This is a genomic window from Sphingomonas sp. P3_C5, from assembly GCF_056402635.1.
In genome coordinates this window covers 260,059-275,370 of sequence record NZ_JBFUHA010000005.1, presented here as the reverse complement: position 1 = coordinate 275,370, position 15,312 = coordinate 260,059, and the positions used below count along the sequence as shown (strand labels likewise).

The window sequence follows — 15,312 nt, the reverse complement described above, 5'->3', positions numbered from 1 at the left end:
AAGTCCGGGGTGACGGCTTGCCCGAAGGAGCCGCCATGCCGATCGACGCCACCCTGCCCTATGACGACCAGAACATCTTCGCGAAGATCCTGCGCGGCGAGATCCCTTCGAAGAAGGTGTTCGAGGACGATTATGCCCTCGCCTTCCACGACATCAACCCGCAGGCGCCGACTCATATCCTGGTGATTCCCAAGGGGCCGTATGTCTCGTGGGACGATTTCAGCGCGAAGGGATCGGATGCCGAAATCGCCGGCTTCGTCCGTGCGGTGGGCGAGGTCGCGCGCGCTGCGGGGCTGGTCGCGCCGGGATACCGGCTGCTCGCCAATACCGGCCTGGATTCGCACCAGGAGGTGCCGCACCTCCATGTCCATATCTTCGCCGGGCGCAAGCTCGGGCCAATGCTCGCACGCTGAGAGTCGTCACGCATCGATAAGGGATTGCGCAGGCCTGATTTACCATTAGGCTCCTGCGCTTCACAAACCGGCCGCAGAGCCGGTCTTCACAATCCGGGGAATTGTTGATGATATTCGGGCGTGTAAAATCACTCGACGCCATCCTGGCGACGGCCGAGAAAAAAGGCCTGCACCGATCGCTCGGTGCCTTCCAGCTCACCCTGCTCGGCATCGGCGCCGTCATCGGCACGGGTATTTTCGTGCTTACGTCCGAAGCGGCGCAAAAGGCCGGACCCGGCATGCTGCTCAGCTTCGTCGTCGCCGGCTTTGTCTGCGCGGTCGCAGCGCTCTGCTATTCCGAGCTGGCCTCGATGGTTCCGGTTTCCGGGTCTGCATACACCTATACCTATGCCGTCACCGGCGAGCTGCTCGCCTGGATGGTCGGCTGGGCACTGATCCTCGAATATGCGGTCGGCGCCAGCGCGGTTGCCGTCGGCTGGTCCAACCATCTGGCCGGATTGCTCGACAGTATCGGGTTCCATATTCCCCATCTCCTGCGAAACGCCGATGCGCTGATGGCGCATGCGCTGGTCGCGTTCGGCGCCCCTCTCAACCCCGATCTGACGAAGGCGATGGAGGTTGGCGGCTATATCAACGTGCCAGCCGTTATCGTGATCGGCTTCGTGACATGGCTGCTGGTCATCGGCACGACCGAAAGCGCGCGCGTCAACGCCGTGCTGGTGCTGATCAAGATCGCCGCGCTCACTGCGTTCATTGCGCTGACCATCCCGGTTCTGAAGACAGACAATTTCCATCCGTTCATGCCCTATGGATTTGGCAACCCGCTCAGTTCGTCGGGTGTGGGCGTGCTGGGCGCCGCAGCGTCCATCTTCTTTGCCTATGTCGGCTTCGACGCGGTTTCGACCGCTGCCGAGGAGACCAAGAACCCGCAGCGCAACGTGCCGATCGGCCTGATCGCCAGCCTCGGCATCTGCACCCTCTTCTACCTGCTCGTCGCTTCGGGCGCGATCGGCGCAATCGGCGCAACCCCGGTGACGAGTTCGAGCGGCGGCATTCTTTCGCCGGGCTCGGCCGAACTCGCCGGACGTTGCGCAGCGATCGTTGCATCCGGCGCGATGGAGCCGCTCGTATGTTCCAAGGAAGCCCTGGTCCATGTGCTGCAGGTCATCAACTGGCCGATGATGGGCCGGCTCGTCGGTCTCGCCGCCGTGCTGGCGCTGCCGTCGGTCGTCCTGATGATGATGTTCGGCCAGACCCGGGTGTTCTTCGTCATGGCCCGTGACGGCCTGCTGCCGGCGAAGCTCGCCTCGATCCATCCGAAGTTCCGCACGCCGCATGTCGTCACGGTCGTGACCGGCATCGCGGCAGCGTTCGCGGCGGCGATCCTGCCGGTCGGCAAGCTCGCCGATTATTCGAATGCGGGGACGTTGTTCGCCTTCATGATGGTGGCGATTTCAGTGATGGTGCTGCGCAAGACCGATCCGGGCCGCAAGCGCCCGTTCCGCACGCCTATTGTGTACATCATTGCGCCGCTCGCGATCATCGGCTGCATCGGGCTGTATCTTTCACTGCCGCTGACCGCGAAGCTGGTCCTGCCGGGCTGGGGCGCGATCGGCCTGGTGATCTACTTCCTGTACAGCCGCTCGCGCAGCCATGTCGGCCTTGGTATCACCGAGGTCAATGAAGGCGATCTCGACACGATCGCGCCGCTGCCGCCCGGCTCGGTCTAATCTGTCACACACAAAAAAGGGGCCGCGGATATGATCCGCGGTCCCTTTTTTCTTGTCCGTGGAACTGGGTTCAGCCCAGCTTCTCTGCCACCAGCGCCTTCATGTCGCACATCGGCCGTGCGCCATAATGCGAGATGATCTCCGCCGCGCAGATCGCGCCGAGGCGGAGCGACTCTTCGAGGCTCTTGCCCTGTGCCTGGCCGGTCAGGAAGCCGGCCGCGAACAGATCGCCAGCGCCGGTGGTGTCGACGACTTTCTCGATCGGCTCAGCACCGCACGACACCCGCTTGCCATTGGCGATGGCGATCGCGCCCTTCTCGCTGCGCGTCACCACCAGCACCGGCACCTGCGCCGCTGCCGCCGCAACCGCCGCTTCGAAATCCTCGACTTCCATCAGGGCCAGGATCTCGTTCTCGTTGGCGAACATGATGTCGACCAGGCCCTTGGCCATCAGGTCGCGGAAATCATTGCCGTGGCGCGAGATGCAGAACACGTCGCTGAGCGTGAACGCGACCTTGCGCCCCGCCTTGCGCGCAACCTCGATCGCGGCGCGCATCGCCTGGCGCGGCTCCTCGGGATCCCACAGATAGCCCTCGAGATAGAGGATCGCCCCACTGGCGATCAGCTCATTGTCGAGCGCCGATGCCGGCAGGAACTGCGAAGCGCCGAGAAAGGTGTTCATCGTCCGCTGCCCGTCGGGCGTGACGAAGATCAGGCAGCGCGCCGTGGTCGGCTCGCCGGCGCGTGGCGCCGTGGTGAAGGTGACGCCGGCCGCGCGGATATCATGCGCGAACACCTCGCCGAGCTGGTCGTCGGCGACCTGGCCGATGAAACCGCTGCGGCCGCCCAGCGCCGCGATCGCCGCGACGGTGTTCGCCGCCGAGCCGCCGCTCGCCTCGATCCCCGGGCCCATCTTGGCATAGAGCGCGTCGGCCTCGGCCGGCGAGAACATCAGCTGCATCGATCCCTTGGTCATGCCGGTTTCGGTGATGAACGAGTCTTCGGCCTGGGAAAGCACGTCGACGATCGCATTGCCGATCGCGACCACGTCATAGGCTGGGCTGGTCAAACTGGTATCTCCGGGAAATTGGGTCGGCGCCGGCCGTAAAGGCGCCGGCCCAAGAGCGCAACCGGGCGGCAGCGCTTGGCCTATCGGGATGAGGCCGCTAGACCCGCGCAATGCTTCGCGCCTTTCTCCTCTCGATCGGCCAGCTCGGCGATCCACCGATCGTCGCGGTCTTCCTGAAATCGCTGGCGATTACGGTGGTGCTGCTCGCCGGGTTTGGCGCCGGATTGTGGTTCAGCGCCGGCTGGCTCGCGGCAAGCCTGGGCTTCGGCGACGGCGGCGGTATCCTGGCCGAGACAGCTGCGGTGCTGACCGCGCTCGGTCTCGCCTGGCTGCTGTTTCGCGTCGTCGCGATCGGGGTGATGGGGGTGTTCGCCGATCAGGTCGTCGTCGCAGTCGAGCGGAAGCATTATCCCGAGGCCCTTGCAGAAGCGCAGGACGTGCCGCTTGGCCGGTCTATCGCGATGGGCCTGGGTTCGGCGGGGCGCGCGGTGCTGGTCAACCTCGCGGTCTCGCCACTCTATCTGGTGTTGTTCTTTACCGGCGTCGGGCTGCCTGTGCTGTTCTTCATCGTCAATGGCTGGCTGCTTGGACATGATCTCGGCGAGATGGTCGCCGCTCGGCATATCCCACGCAGCGCGATGAAGGGCTGGCGCGGATCGACCGCGCTGCAGCGCTTCACGCTCGGCCTGGCGGGTACGGCGCTGTTCCTGGTGCCGATCCTCAACATCTTCGCGCCCGTGCTCGGCGCGGCGATGGCGACGCATCTTTTCCACGGGAGACGACGGATATGAAGCGGTCGGGTATGAAGCGACTGGGCCTGACGATCCTGACGATCCTGCCGGTCCTGTTGCTGGCCGGCTGCGGCGAAGGCGGCACCGTCGCACCGCGGCCGGCACGCGAAATTCCGCTGCCGGTCGTGCCCGGCGGCGTAGCCGGGCTGGACAAGGTGATGGGACAGCCCGGCGGCGCGCTGATCGGCCTGTTCGGCCAGCCGGTCGCCGATGTCCGCGAGGGCAGCGCACGGAAACTGCAATTCGGCAACGCCATCTGCGTGCTCGATGCCTATCTCTACCCCAAGGGGCGCGGCGAGCCCCTCGTCACCTATGTCGACGCACGGCAGACCGACGGCAAACCGATCGATCGGGCGAGCTGTGTGGGGGCGTTGAGTGTGGGACGCAGATAGCTTCTTCCCTCCCGCTTCTAACTCCCCTCCCGCTTGCGAGTTTCAGGTCGGTCAGGCTCCCAGCCTGACCTGAACGATGCGGGGCATCGTTCACCTGAAACTGGGTCGGGGGAGGGCCTGTCTCGGACATGCACGGCGGCGCCGGACACGCCCTCCCCTCCCGCAAGCGGAAGGGGGAAATTAGATCTCCCACTCGGCGCGTACCGTCTCGTCATTTTCGGTAAGCATCCGCACTGAACGCTCCCGCTCCCACCGCTCCATATCCAGCCGCCCCAGCGCCCAAACCGCAGCCCCCCGGACCACCGGCGCCGGATCATCCAGCAAGCCCACAACCGTCTCGATCAACCCCGCAGCCCTACTATTCCCCGCAGCGATCAAACAATTGCGTACCATGCGGTCACGCCCGATCCGCTTGATCGGCGATCCCGAAAACACCGCGCGAAACCCCTCGTCTTCGAGCGCGAGCAGATCAGAGAGATCGGGCACCGCCAGCTCGGCTCGCGCTGCAAACGCTCGGTTCGCGTGCGCAGCGGCGGCGAACTTGTTCCACGGGCAAACCGCCAGGCAGTCGTCGCATCCGTAAATCCGGTTACCGATCCCCTCGCGAAACTCGTGTGGGATCGGCCCGGCATGCTCGATCGTCAGATAGGAAATGCACCGCCGGGCGTCGAGCCGATAGGGTGTGGGGAAGGCATCGGTCGGGCAGGCGCGCTGGCAGGCGTCGCATGAGCCGCACCGGTCCCGCCCGGGCGCATCCGGCGCCAGATCGAGCGTGGTGTAGATCGCCCCCAGGAACAGCCAGCTGCCATGGTCCCGGCTAACGAGATTGGTGTGCTTGCCTTGCCACCCAAGCCCGGCCGCCTCGGCGAGCGGCTTCTCCATCACCGGGGCCGTGTCAACGAACACCTTCAGGTCCACGTCCTGCGCCTCGGCGACCAGCCAGCGCGCGAGCGCCTTCAGCGCCTTCTTCACGACATCGTGATAATCCGACCCTTGCGCATAAACCGAGATCCGCCCCTTCTCCCCCTCGCCCGCCAGCACCAGCGGGTCATGCGCGGGGGCATAGCTCATCCCCAGCGCGATCACGCTCTTCACGTCGGGCCATAAGCCGGCAGGGCTTTCGCGGTGGTGTGCACGCGCCTCCATCCAGATCATCTCGCCGTGCAGGCCCTCGCCCAGCCATTGCCGCAACCGTTCCGACGTTCGCGGCGCGGCATCGGCACGCGCCACACCCACCGCGGCGAAACCCAATTCAACCGCTTTTGACTTCAGTCTTTCGCTCAGCGACTTGTCTTTGTTCACCCTTGCCCGCTACCACGCCTGTAACATTCGAGGAAATTACGTTGCGTGACGAGCTGGCGATCAGCGCCACCGGGCTAATCAAGAAATTCGGCGACCGCCGCGTGGTCGATGGCGTCGATCTCGCCGTACCCAAAGGCATGATCTACGGCGTGCTCGGGCCCAACGGCGCCGGCAAGACCACGACGCTGCGCATGCTGCTCGGCATCATCGAGCCGGACGGCGGCAGCCGCACGCTCCTCGGGCTTGATCGCCCGCGCGAAGCGAGCGACCAGGTCGGCTATCTCCCGGAGGAGCGCGGCCTCTATCCGGCGATGAAGGCGAAGGAGGCGATCGCCTTTATGGGCGCGCTCCGCGGGCTCGATCTCAAGACCGGCCGCAAGCGCGCCGTCGCGCTGATGGAAGCGAACGGGCTCGGCCATGCGGTCGACAGCAAGATCCGCAAGCTTTCGAAAGGCATGGCGCAGCTCGTTCAGCTGCTCGGTTCCGTGGTACACGAGCCTGAATTACTGGTGCTCGACGAGCCCTTTTCCGGACTCGACCCCGTCAACCAGGAACGGCTCGAGGCGCTGATCGTGGCGCAGCGCGATCGCGGCGCGACCATCCTCTTCTCTACCCATGTCATGGCGCATGCCGAGCGGCTCTGTGACCGGCTGGCGATCATCTCCGGCGGCAAGCGCCGCTTCGAAGGCACGGTGGCGGAGGCACGCGGCATGCTGCCGATGCGCGCCCATTATGTGCCGCACCATGACGGCGCCGGCGTACGCGAGCTCCTGCCCGCCGATGCCGAGCATATCGGCGACGCCTGGCGCTTCACCATTGCCGATACCGGTGCCGAGGATGTGATCCGGAATCTGATCGACGCCGGCTTCGGTATTTCGGGCCTGTCGATCGAACGCCCTGGCCTGCACGACGCCTTTGTCAGGATTGTCGGCAAGGAAGCGCTGGAGGCAGGCCAATGAGCTCGCCCCCAACCAGCAACTTCCGCCGCATGATCCGCCAGACGCTGACGATCGCCCGCCGCGATTTCGTCGCCACGGTCTTCACCCCGACCTTCCTGATCTTCCTGTTCACGCCGGTCATCATGCTGTCGTTCGGCGCGATCGGCGGCTTTGGCGCTTCGTCTATGGCAAGCGGAACGGGCGAAAAGCTCAGCATCGTCGCCATCGTCGCACCGGCCCAGCAAGCCGCGATGCGCGCGACTGACGCCCGCCTGCGCAGACTCTATAATCCGAGCGACGAGCCGCCGCGGCTCGTCATGGAAGCGCCCGGCGACAACCCCGCCGGTCAGGCGAACATCGCATTCAGCGCCCAGGGTTCGGATGCGTCAGCGGCGCTGTATGGCAACCTTACCGAGCCGACCATTCTCTATGGCGGTCATGGCCGCGCCGATGCCTCCTATCTCGCCGAACTCGCCGAGGGCACATTGCGCACCGCCAGCAGCGGGACCGCACCCCTCAGCAAAGCGACCTACACCTCGCTCGTCCGTGCAAAACCCTCTTCCTCGGGGCGGCGCGAATCGGCCTATTTCACCGTCTTCGGCATCTTCTTCCTCACTCTGCTGCTGGCCGGCCAGGCAGTCGGCACCATGGCCGAGGAGCGCAATAACAAGGTGGTCGAGGTGCTCGCCGCCGCGGTGCCGCTCGAAGCGGTGTTCTTCGGCAAGCTGATCGGCATGTTCGGCTCGGCAATCCTGTTCATCGCCTTCTGGGGTACGCTGGTAAGCCAAGTCCATGCCATCCTGCCGGCGAACATCGCCAGCGCGCTTGGCGACATAGGCCCCGCAGTCGGCGAACCGGCCTTTGTCCTGCTGTTCTTCGCCTATTTCACCATGTCCTATCTGCTGCTCGGCGGCGTATTCCTCGGCGTCGGCGCACAGGCGACAACGCCGCGTGAACTGCAAATGCTGTCGCTGCCGATCACCGTGTTGCAAATGGCGATCTTCGGCGTCAGCACGGTCGCGGCGGCAAAGCCCGATAGCTGGATCGCGCGGGCGGCGGAGATCTTCCCGTTCAGCTCGCCCTACGCAATGGCAGCGCACGCCGCCAACGCGCCGGAGCTATGGCCGCACGCGGCGGCGCTCGCCTGGCAATTGCTGTGGGTCGCGATCGTCATCCTGATCGGCGCCCGCGCCTTTCGCCGCGGCGTGCTGCAATCGGGCAGCGGCAAGATCAACTGGAAGGGATTGTTCGGGCGGAAGTGATACCTGCTTTTCCGTCCGCCGCCGCCCTGATCCCACATCTCGCCGATTCCGTTGCAATACGATATTGACATGAATGTCAGTTAGGTCTTTCCTGGGCCAAAGGAGAGCAGATAATGGCGACACTGGCGAAGGAAGCGGACATGCGGATCGACCCGCTCGATGTCAGCCGCCCCGAGCTTTACCGCGACGATCTCTGGCAGGCGCCCTTCCGTGAGCTCCGCGCAACATCGCCAGTTCATTATGTCGAGGATTCGGGCTTTGGCCCCTATTGGTCGGTCTCCAGCTACAAGCCGATCGTCCAGGCCGAGTCGCTCCCCGATCTCTACTCGTCCCAGGCGGGCGGCATCACGCTCGCCGATTTCATCGAGAATTCGCCCACCGACGTGCGCATGCCGATGTTCATCGCGATGGACCGGCCCAAGCATACCGGCCAGCGCCGCACCGTCGCCCCGGCCTTCACGCCGAGCGAGATGGTGCGCCTTTCGGACAATATCCGCACCCACACCGCCGAGATCCTCGATTCGCTCGAATGGAACAAGGAGTTCGACTGGGTCGACACCGTTTCCATTGAACTGACCACCCAGATGCTCGCCATCCTGTTCGATTTCCCCTGGGAGGATCGCCGCAAGCTGACCTTCTGGTCCGACTGGGCCGGCGATATCGAGCTGGTGAAGACCGAGGAGCTGCGGCTCGAGCGGCTCAAGCACATGTATGAGTGCGGCGGCTATTTCCAGAATCTGTGGAACCAGAAGCTCGGCAAGCCGCCCACGCCCGATCTCATCTCGATGATGATGCATTCGGATGCGATGGCCGAGATGGACCAGATGGAGTTTCTCGGGAACCTCATCCTGCTGATCGTCGGCGGTAACGACACGACCCGCAACTCGATGAGCGCCGCCGCTTACGGCCTGGACCTGTTCGCCGACCAGCGTGCGAAACTCGAAGCCGACCCTTCGCTAATCTCGAACACAGTGCAGGAAATCATCCGCTGGCAGACCCCGCTCGCCCATATGCGCCGCACCGCGACCCAGGATAGCGAACTCGAAGGCCAGAAGATCAGGGCCGGCGACAAACTCGCGCTCTGGTATATCTCGGCCAACCGCGACGAGAGCGTGTTTGAGGACGCGGACAGCATCATCGTCGACCGTCCCAATGCGCGGCGCCATCTCGCCTTCGGCCATGGCATCCATCGCTGCGTCGGTGCGCGCCTGGCCGAGCTCCAGATCGCGACGCTGCTCGAGGAAATGGCGAAGCGCCGGATGCGGGTTAACGTGGTCGGCGAGCCGGAGCGCGTCGCTGCCTGCTTCGTCCATGGCTATCGCAAGCTGCCGGTCGAGATCAGCAAATATTGAGCTTTCTCCCTCTCCCCTTGTGAGAGACGGATAGAAAGTCAGTTCGAGACCGATCTGGTCGTCCTGCGCACCGATGCATCTCGCCTGATCCCTGGCGCGTACCTATATTCGCACCAGATCAGCCGGAGGACTCCATGATTCAAGACCGACGTATGTTCCTTACCATGGCGGGCACCGGCGCCGCCGCCTTCGCCCTGTTCGGCTGCCGCAGCGCGACTGCTGCGCGCGAGCATTTCGAAGTGACGCTGACAGACGCGCAGTGGAAGGCAAAGCTGTCGCCCGCCGCCTATCAGGTGCTCCGTCACGAGAATACCGAACGGCCCTTCAGCAGCCCGCTCAATGACGAGCACCGCGCCGGCATCTTCTCCTGCGCCGGCTGCGCGCTGCCGCTCTTTTCATCGAAGACCAAGTTCGACAGCGGCACCGGCTGGCCGAGCTTCTGGGCGCCGCTCCCCACCGCAGTGCGCAGCCGCGATGATGGTTCGCTCGGCATGTCGCGCATAGAGGTCCATTGCCGCCGCTGCGGCGGACATCTCGGCCACGTCTTCGACGACGGCCCGAAGCCCACCGGCAAGCGCTATTGCATGAATGGCCTGGCGCTGACGTTCACGGCTGGGAAGGTTTAGTCTTTACCCCTCTCCCAGCGGGAGAGGGAGGGGCCCATGCGTAGCATGGGAGGGTGAGGGCGAACCTCTATCACCCTCATCCGGCGCTACGCGCCACCAGTTTTTGCGAGCGCCGGGAGAAGGAATTAAAACTGGATATCGCCGTCCATATCGACCGAGGCCATGGTCAGCGTCGGCAGCGGCGCTTGCGTATCCTCGGTGTCGACCGTTTCGTCGCTCGGCGCCTGATCCGAATAGATGAAACCCTTGGTCGGATAGGAGGTGGTGCCGAGACCGCCCTGCGGGCCGTACCAGACCTTCACCAAGCTCCAGTCACCGGCTTCGGACACATCGACCGCACGCACATTATGCTCGATCCCGCCGCGGCGCGACCAATTGGCGTGAGTGAGGAGAACTTCGCGGTCGCTGATCACTTCGCTGACCATCGCGACATGGCCCAGCTTCATCCGGCCGTTCGATGCAAAGGCGAGCACTGCGCCGGCCTTCGGGGCATGGCCACGGGCATAATGGCCGGCGGCCTGGGTCCACCAGGTGTTCGCGTTGCCATGAATGTTGATACCGGAAATTTCGCGAGCATAGGGAGCGCACTGCCAGAATTGCGCCATCGCCGGGGTCGCTGCCATCAGGCCGCACGAAACCACCAGCGCAAAACGCGCTGCAAACGCTCGGAAATTCATGTGACCCCCTCAGGTCCCGCTAACTGTTGAGCCTGTCAAAGCAGGTCCCGCCACGGGTGGGAACCCCAGTGCAGCGGCGAATGGAACCTTTTCCGACGAACCGTGTTGACGAGGCGATGACTGCCCCCGACGGCGGCCCCTATTGCCCTGCCTATCGCGCCAGCAGCCCCGAATTCCGCCGAATCATCCCGTCAATCAGGGTTTTCCCGGCGCTGCTTCGACAGTCTCCGCCCCGGCGAGCTTCGCCAGCCTTGCCTCATGCTCGGCCCGCCCGAACGGGAAACGCATGAACATCAGCGCAGCGGCGATCGCGATCGCAAGATAGACCAGACTGTAGATGATCGTCAGCCGGTCGATCGTCGCCACCGGCACAAGCCCCGGTACCGCCTTTTTGGGAAAGCCCGCGATGGCGAGGATGGTACCCGCCGACAAGATACCGATCCCCGACGTGCATTTCTGGACGAAGAAGGATCCTGCAAAAAACACGCCCTCGGAACGGCGCCCGGTCTTCACTTCCGAATCCTCGACGACATCGGCCATCATCGATGCGCCGAGGATGAACGCCGAGATGTTGCTCGCCGTCCCCACCATGAAGAAGAAAAACAGAAGCGGCACCAGCACGGGATCGCCGACCTGGGGAAACAGGCCGAGCAGACGCAGCCAATAGGGCGCCGTGTTCAGCGCCATCCCGCCAATCGCGAACCACGCGGCCGCGAAATGCTAGTTGCCCCTTTTGCCGACCCGCGGCGCGATGACGAACGCCATGATCACGCCGCCGAACAAGGCGACCGTCAGCCAGACCAGGATCATGCCCTTGAATCCCCACACATAGGTGTAGAGGTAATTGGACATCGCATAGCCGATACCCTGATTGGTATAGGCACAGACGCTGGCGATCATCAGAATGACAAAGGCGCGGTTCTGGACCGTTGCCCAAAGCTGCTGGAAATTCTGACGCAATGTCTGACGCTCGATCGCCGGCTGTGGCAGGCGCCCGATCTCGCCATGCGTGCCAAGCGCCGAGACCAGAATGGCGATCATCATCAACACCGCGCCGAGCAACGCGAAGCCGGCATAGCCGGCCGGGTTCAGCAGGCCGTTGGGGAAGGCGCGCGTCGGGGCAAGAAAGTACAGATAGGCCGACAGCAGCATGGCCAGCCCGCCGGCCCAGCCAAACAGATAGCGATACGCCATGATCCGCGTTCGCTCGTCAAAATCGGAGGTGAGCTCGGGCGTGAGCGCGACCGAGGGCACCTCATAGCAGGAGACAGCGCTGCGCACGATCACCGAGCAGGCGAACAGCCAGACCAGCACCATCGCGTTCGACAGCAAGGGCGGGTTCCACAAGGCGATCCAGCCGACCGCGATCGGCAGCGCGGAGGCATACATCCAGGGATGCCGCCGCCCCCACCGGCCGCGCGTGCGATCCGAGAAGAAGCCGACGGCCGGGTCGATAAAGGCATCGGCGACCAGCGCGAGCATGATCACCAGCCCGACCGTCTGCGGATCGAGCCCCATCACCTGATTATAGAACAGCAGCAGGAAGGTGCCGAACCCGGCATCCTTCACGCCGTAGGCAACCGCACCGAAGCCATAGCTCGCCATCGTGCCGTTGGAGAGCCGACGCGCCGCCGGCGTCGCGAAGTGATTCATGAAGTAAAGGCTTGCAGCGCCGAGAACATGGAGGGCGCCTCAGCATCCCAGCTGTGGCGCGGGCCGATCGTTATGCCGCCATCGACAGTGATGTGCGTGCCGGTAACGAACGAGGCATCGTCGCTCGCGAGATAGGCGACGGCGGCGGCGATGTCTTCGGGCCGGCCGGCGCGCTGAATCGGCTGGGCATGCGATGCGATGCCCGCGATCATGCCGTTCGCCTGCGCGCGCTTCTCCGCATCGATATCGAATGAGGCCGTGAAGATATTGGTGGTGATGAAGCCCGGGCATACCGCGTTGACCCGAATATTGTGCCGGGACAGTTCGGCGGCGGCGAGCGCGGTGAGATGCAGCACACCTGCCTTGGCGACTGAATAAGCGGTCGGCGCCGCCCCGGTCTGCAACGCGGCGACCGAGGCGGTGTTGACGATCGCCCCACCGCCCCGGGCGGTCATCAACGGTGCGGCAAAGCGGATCCCCATCGCCACCGAGCGCAATAACAATGCCTGGGTCCGGTCCCAGTCCTCAGCCGAGATCTCGTCGATCCGGTCGCGCGATCCGCCGGCACCGGCATTGTTGAACACCACATCGAGCCCACCCGCCGCATCGGCCGCGGCCATCAGTGCGGCAATGTCCTCGGTCACCGTCACGTCAGTGCGCAGGAAATGGATTCGCCCGTTCGAGGTTTCCGCAATTTCGCGCCCGCCGGCCTCATCGACATCGCCGATCCACACCTCGGCGCCTTCGTCGACCAGCCGCAGCGCAGTCGCGCGACCGATGCCAGAAGCGCCGCCGGTCACTACGGCGCGCTTGCCCGAAAAGCGCATCACATTCTCTCCTGCTTCTTGTTTTGGGTAGCATAGTATGGGGTTTGAACCGGTCAATCCGGCGTTTTTGGAATTTCGGGTTTGTGAACGCTTGCGGCGCGGCCCGCCCAACACTACCAACCGTCACCCCGGACTTGTTCCGGTGTCCATCTCTCCACAGGCGCCAGCGCTGGGGGAGAGATGGATGCCGGAACACGTCCGGCATGACGCTAGTGGAGAGAATGGTGGCACTGGATCCGGAAACCTTCGATGCGTTGATCGACACAGTCCGCCGCTTCGTCGCGGAACGCCTCCGCCCGCTCGAAAATGCCGTCGAGGAAGCCGACGCGATCCCCGCCGAGATCGTCCAGGAGATGCGCGAGATGGGCCTGTTCGGCCTCTCGATCGCCGAGGAATATGGCGGCCTCGGCCTCACGATGAGCGAGGAGGTGCGCGTCGCGATCGAGTTTGGACGCACCACCCCCGCCTTCCGCTCGACCTTCGGCACCAATGTCGGGATCGGCAGCCAGGCGCTGGTGATGGCCGGCTCGGCCGAACAGAAAGCGGCGTGGCTGCCGAAGATCGCGAGCGGCGAGATCATCACCAGCTTCGCGCTGACCGAGCCCGATGTCGGCAGCGATTCGGGTGCCGTTAAAACGAAGGCGGTGCGCGACGGCCAGGTCTATCGCCTCACCGGCACCAAGCGTTTCATCACCAATGCCGACAAGGCCGATCTTTTCACCGTGATGGCCCGCACCGGCGAGCCAGGCGCGCGCGGCGTATCGGCCTTTCTGGTGCCGCGCGACTTGTCCGGCCTTTCGATCGGTGAGCCCGAGAAGAAGATGGGGCAGAAGGGCGCGAAGGTCGCCGATGTGATCTTCGACGATGTCCCCGTCCCTGCCGCCAATCGCCTCGGCGAGGAGGGCGAAGGCTTCAAGATCGCAATGCGCGTGCTCGATCGCGGCCGGCTTCATATCGCCGCGGTCTGCATCGGCGTGGCCGAGCGGTTGATTGCCGACAGCGTCGCCTATGCGAGCGAGCGCAAGCAGTTCGGGAAAGCCATATCCGAGCACCAGCTCATCCAGGGCATGATCGCCGACGCCAAGACCGAGGCACTCGCCGCCCGCGCGCTGGTGCTCGAGACTGCCGCCGCCAAGGATGCCGGCAAGGACGTGGTGATGGAGTCCGCGGCCGCCAAATATTTCGCCAGCGAGATGGTTGGCCGAGTCGCCGACCGCGCGGTGCAGATCTTCGGAGGCGCGGGGTATATCGCCGATTACGGGATCGAGCGCCTGTACCGCGATGTCCGGCTGTTCCGGATTTACGAGGGCACGAGCCAGATCCAGCAGATCATCATTGCGAGAGAGACGATCAAACGGGGCGGGTAAGCCCCTCCGTCACCCCGGACTTGTTCCGGGGTCCACCGTTGACCTTTTCCATCGGCTTGCCTGCTCGCGGCACGGTGGATGCCGGAACAAGTCCGGCATGACGTAAAAATGGAGTAATGCTCAAATGGACACCACAAACCTCTTCCGCCTCGATGGCCGCACCGCCCTCGTCACTGGCGGCTCGCGCGGCATCGGCCGGATGATCGCCGCCGGCTTCATCGCCCAGGGCGCGACCGTCTATATCTCCTCGCGCAAGGCGGAGGCCTGTTTCGAAACCGCAAAGGAGCTCGGCGAGAAATGCATCCCGCTGCCGCAGGACGTATCGACCGTCGCCGGCTGTAAGGCACTCGCCGCGCAGCTTGCCGAACATACCGACGCGCTCGACATCCTGGTCAACAATGCCGGCGCCGCCTGGGGTGAGCCGTTCGATGTCTTCCCCGAAAAAGGCTGGGACAAGGTGATGGACCTTAACGTGAAATCACCCTTCTTCCTGACCCAGGCGCTCCACCCTGCGCTGAAAGCGGCCGCGAGCCGCGACCGCCCGGCCAAGGTGATCAACATCACCTCGATCGACGGCCAGCGGCTCAATCCGTGGGAGACGTACAGCTATCACGCGTCGAAATCGGCGCTGATCTACCTCACCAAGCGCATGGCGGCGCGCCTTATCGAGGATTCGATCAACGTAACCTCGATCGCGCCGGGCGCCTTTGCCAGCGAGATGAACAAGGCGGCCCGCGATCATGGCGAGGCGATCGCAAAGGGCATTCCGGCGCGCCGCATCGGCGTCGATGAGGATATGGCGGGCGCCGCCATCTACCTCGCCAGCCGCGCGGGCGATTATGTGGTTGGGGATACGATCACCGTCGATGGCGGACTGGTGAACGCCGCGCTGGGGACCTCGATCGACGCATAA

The 15,312-nt window shown here is 64.4% G+C and carries 14 protein-coding genes and 1 pseudogene; 10 read left to right on the top strand and 5 right to left on the bottom strand.

Going from position 1 to position 15,312, the window contains the following annotated elements:
* Window positions 1-35: 35 nt before the first annotated feature.
* A complete protein-coding gene (locus tag AC1DVS_RS14730) occupies window positions 36-413 on the top strand; it encodes a histidine triad nucleotide-binding protein (protein WP_343891040.1) in 378 nt (125 codons plus the stop codon).
* 107 nt (window positions 414-520) lie between these two features.
* Window positions 521-2,143: an amino acid permease gene (locus tag AC1DVS_RS14725; RefSeq protein ID WP_478024206.1), complete on the top strand. Its 1,623-nt coding sequence runs from the start codon at window positions 521-523 to the stop codon at window positions 2,141-2,143.
* 70 nt (window positions 2,144-2,213) lie between these two features.
* Here the strand turns inward: AC1DVS_RS14725 and AC1DVS_RS14720 are convergent, their stop codons facing one another.
* Complete coding sequence (locus AC1DVS_RS14720; RefSeq protein ID WP_478024204.1) at window positions 2,214-3,212, bottom strand: adenosine kinase; 999 nt, start codon at window positions 3,210-3,212, stop codon at window positions 2,214-2,216.
* A 110-nt stretch (window positions 3,213-3,322) separates the two neighbouring features.
* Here AC1DVS_RS14720 and AC1DVS_RS14715 point away from each other — a divergent pair, with 110 nt between their 5' ends.
* Together AC1DVS_RS14715 and AC1DVS_RS14710 are read left to right on the top strand one after the other, a co-directional pair.
* Window positions 3,323-4,003 carry an EI24 domain-containing protein gene (locus tag AC1DVS_RS14715; RefSeq protein ID WP_478024203.1) on the top strand — a complete coding sequence of 227 codons (681 nt, stop codon included), beginning with the start codon at window positions 3,323-3,325 and terminating at the stop codon, window positions 4,001-4,003.
* Window positions 4,000-4,395 (top strand): hypothetical protein, encoded by a 396-nt coding sequence (locus tag AC1DVS_RS14710; RefSeq protein ID WP_478024201.1) that lies wholly within the window; start codon window positions 4,000-4,002, stop codon window positions 4,393-4,395. The genes AC1DVS_RS14715 and AC1DVS_RS14710 overlap by 4 nt, the downstream gene beginning before the upstream one ends.
* A gap of 180 nt (window positions 4,396-4,575) precedes the next feature.
* Here AC1DVS_RS14710 and queG read toward each other — a convergent pair whose 3' ends face one another.
* Window positions 4,576-5,697 carry a tRNA epoxyqueuosine(34) reductase QueG gene (queG, locus tag AC1DVS_RS14705; protein WP_478024199.1) on the bottom strand — a complete coding sequence of 374 codons (1,122 nt, stop codon included), beginning with the start codon at window positions 5,695-5,697 and terminating at the stop codon, window positions 4,576-4,578.
* Between the two features lie 41 nt (window positions 5,698-5,738).
* Between queG and AC1DVS_RS14700 the strand changes: the two genes are divergently transcribed.
* The 4 genes from AC1DVS_RS14700 to msrB all read left to right on the top strand — a co-directional run bounded on the left by AC1DVS_RS14700 (window position 5,739) and on the right by msrB (window position 9,875).
* Window positions 5,739-6,656: an ABC transporter ATP-binding protein gene (locus tag AC1DVS_RS14700; protein ID WP_478024197.1), complete on the top strand. Its 918-nt coding sequence runs from the start codon at window positions 5,739-5,741 to the stop codon at window positions 6,654-6,656.
* Window positions 6,653-7,897 carry an ABC transporter permease gene (locus AC1DVS_RS14695; protein WP_478024195.1) on the top strand — a complete coding sequence of 415 codons (1,245 nt, stop codon included), beginning with the start codon at window positions 6,653-6,655 and terminating at the stop codon, window positions 7,895-7,897. The genes AC1DVS_RS14700 and AC1DVS_RS14695 overlap by 4 nt, the downstream gene beginning before the upstream one ends.
* Window positions 7,898-8,010: 113 nt before the next feature.
* Window positions 8,011-9,249 carry a cytochrome P450 gene (locus AC1DVS_RS14690; protein ID WP_478024193.1) on the top strand — a complete coding sequence of 413 codons (1,239 nt, stop codon included), beginning with the start codon at window positions 8,011-8,013 and terminating at the stop codon, window positions 9,247-9,249.
* Between the two features lie 134 nt (window positions 9,250-9,383).
* Window positions 9,384-9,875, top strand: a complete 492-nt coding sequence (gene msrB / locus AC1DVS_RS14685) for a peptide-methionine (R)-S-oxide reductase MsrB (RefSeq protein ID WP_478024192.1) — start codon at window positions 9,384-9,386, stop codon at window positions 9,873-9,875.
* 125 nt (window positions 9,876-10,000) lie between these two features.
* Here msrB and AC1DVS_RS14680 read toward each other — a convergent pair whose 3' ends face one another.
* From AC1DVS_RS14680 to AC1DVS_RS14670, 3 genes and pseudogenes are all read right to left on the bottom strand, one after another.
* Window positions 10,001-10,552, bottom strand: coding sequence for a CHAP domain-containing protein (locus AC1DVS_RS14680; protein ID WP_478024190.1), 552 nt, complete (start codon window positions 10,550-10,552; stop codon window positions 10,001-10,003).
* Between the two features lie 195 nt (window positions 10,553-10,747).
* Window positions 10,748-12,157, bottom strand: a pseudogene (locus AC1DVS_RS14675) (MFS transporter).
* Between the two features lie 44 nt (window positions 12,158-12,201).
* Window positions 12,202-13,032, bottom strand: a complete 831-nt coding sequence (locus AC1DVS_RS14670; protein WP_478024457.1) for an SDR family NAD(P)-dependent oxidoreductase — start codon at window positions 13,030-13,032, stop codon at window positions 12,202-12,204.
* Window positions 13,033-13,256: 224 nt separating this feature from the next.
* On the opposite strand from AC1DVS_RS14670, the gene AC1DVS_RS14665 reads away from it, so the two are divergent.
* Window positions 13,257-14,399 carry an acyl-CoA dehydrogenase family protein gene (locus AC1DVS_RS14665; RefSeq protein ID WP_478024188.1) on the top strand — a complete coding sequence of 381 codons (1,143 nt, stop codon included), beginning with the start codon at window positions 13,257-13,259 and terminating at the stop codon, window positions 14,397-14,399.
* 124 nt (window positions 14,400-14,523) lie between these two features.
* Complete coding sequence (locus AC1DVS_RS14660; protein ID WP_478024186.1) at window positions 14,524-15,312, top strand: SDR family oxidoreductase; 789 nt, start codon at window positions 14,524-14,526, stop codon at window positions 15,310-15,312.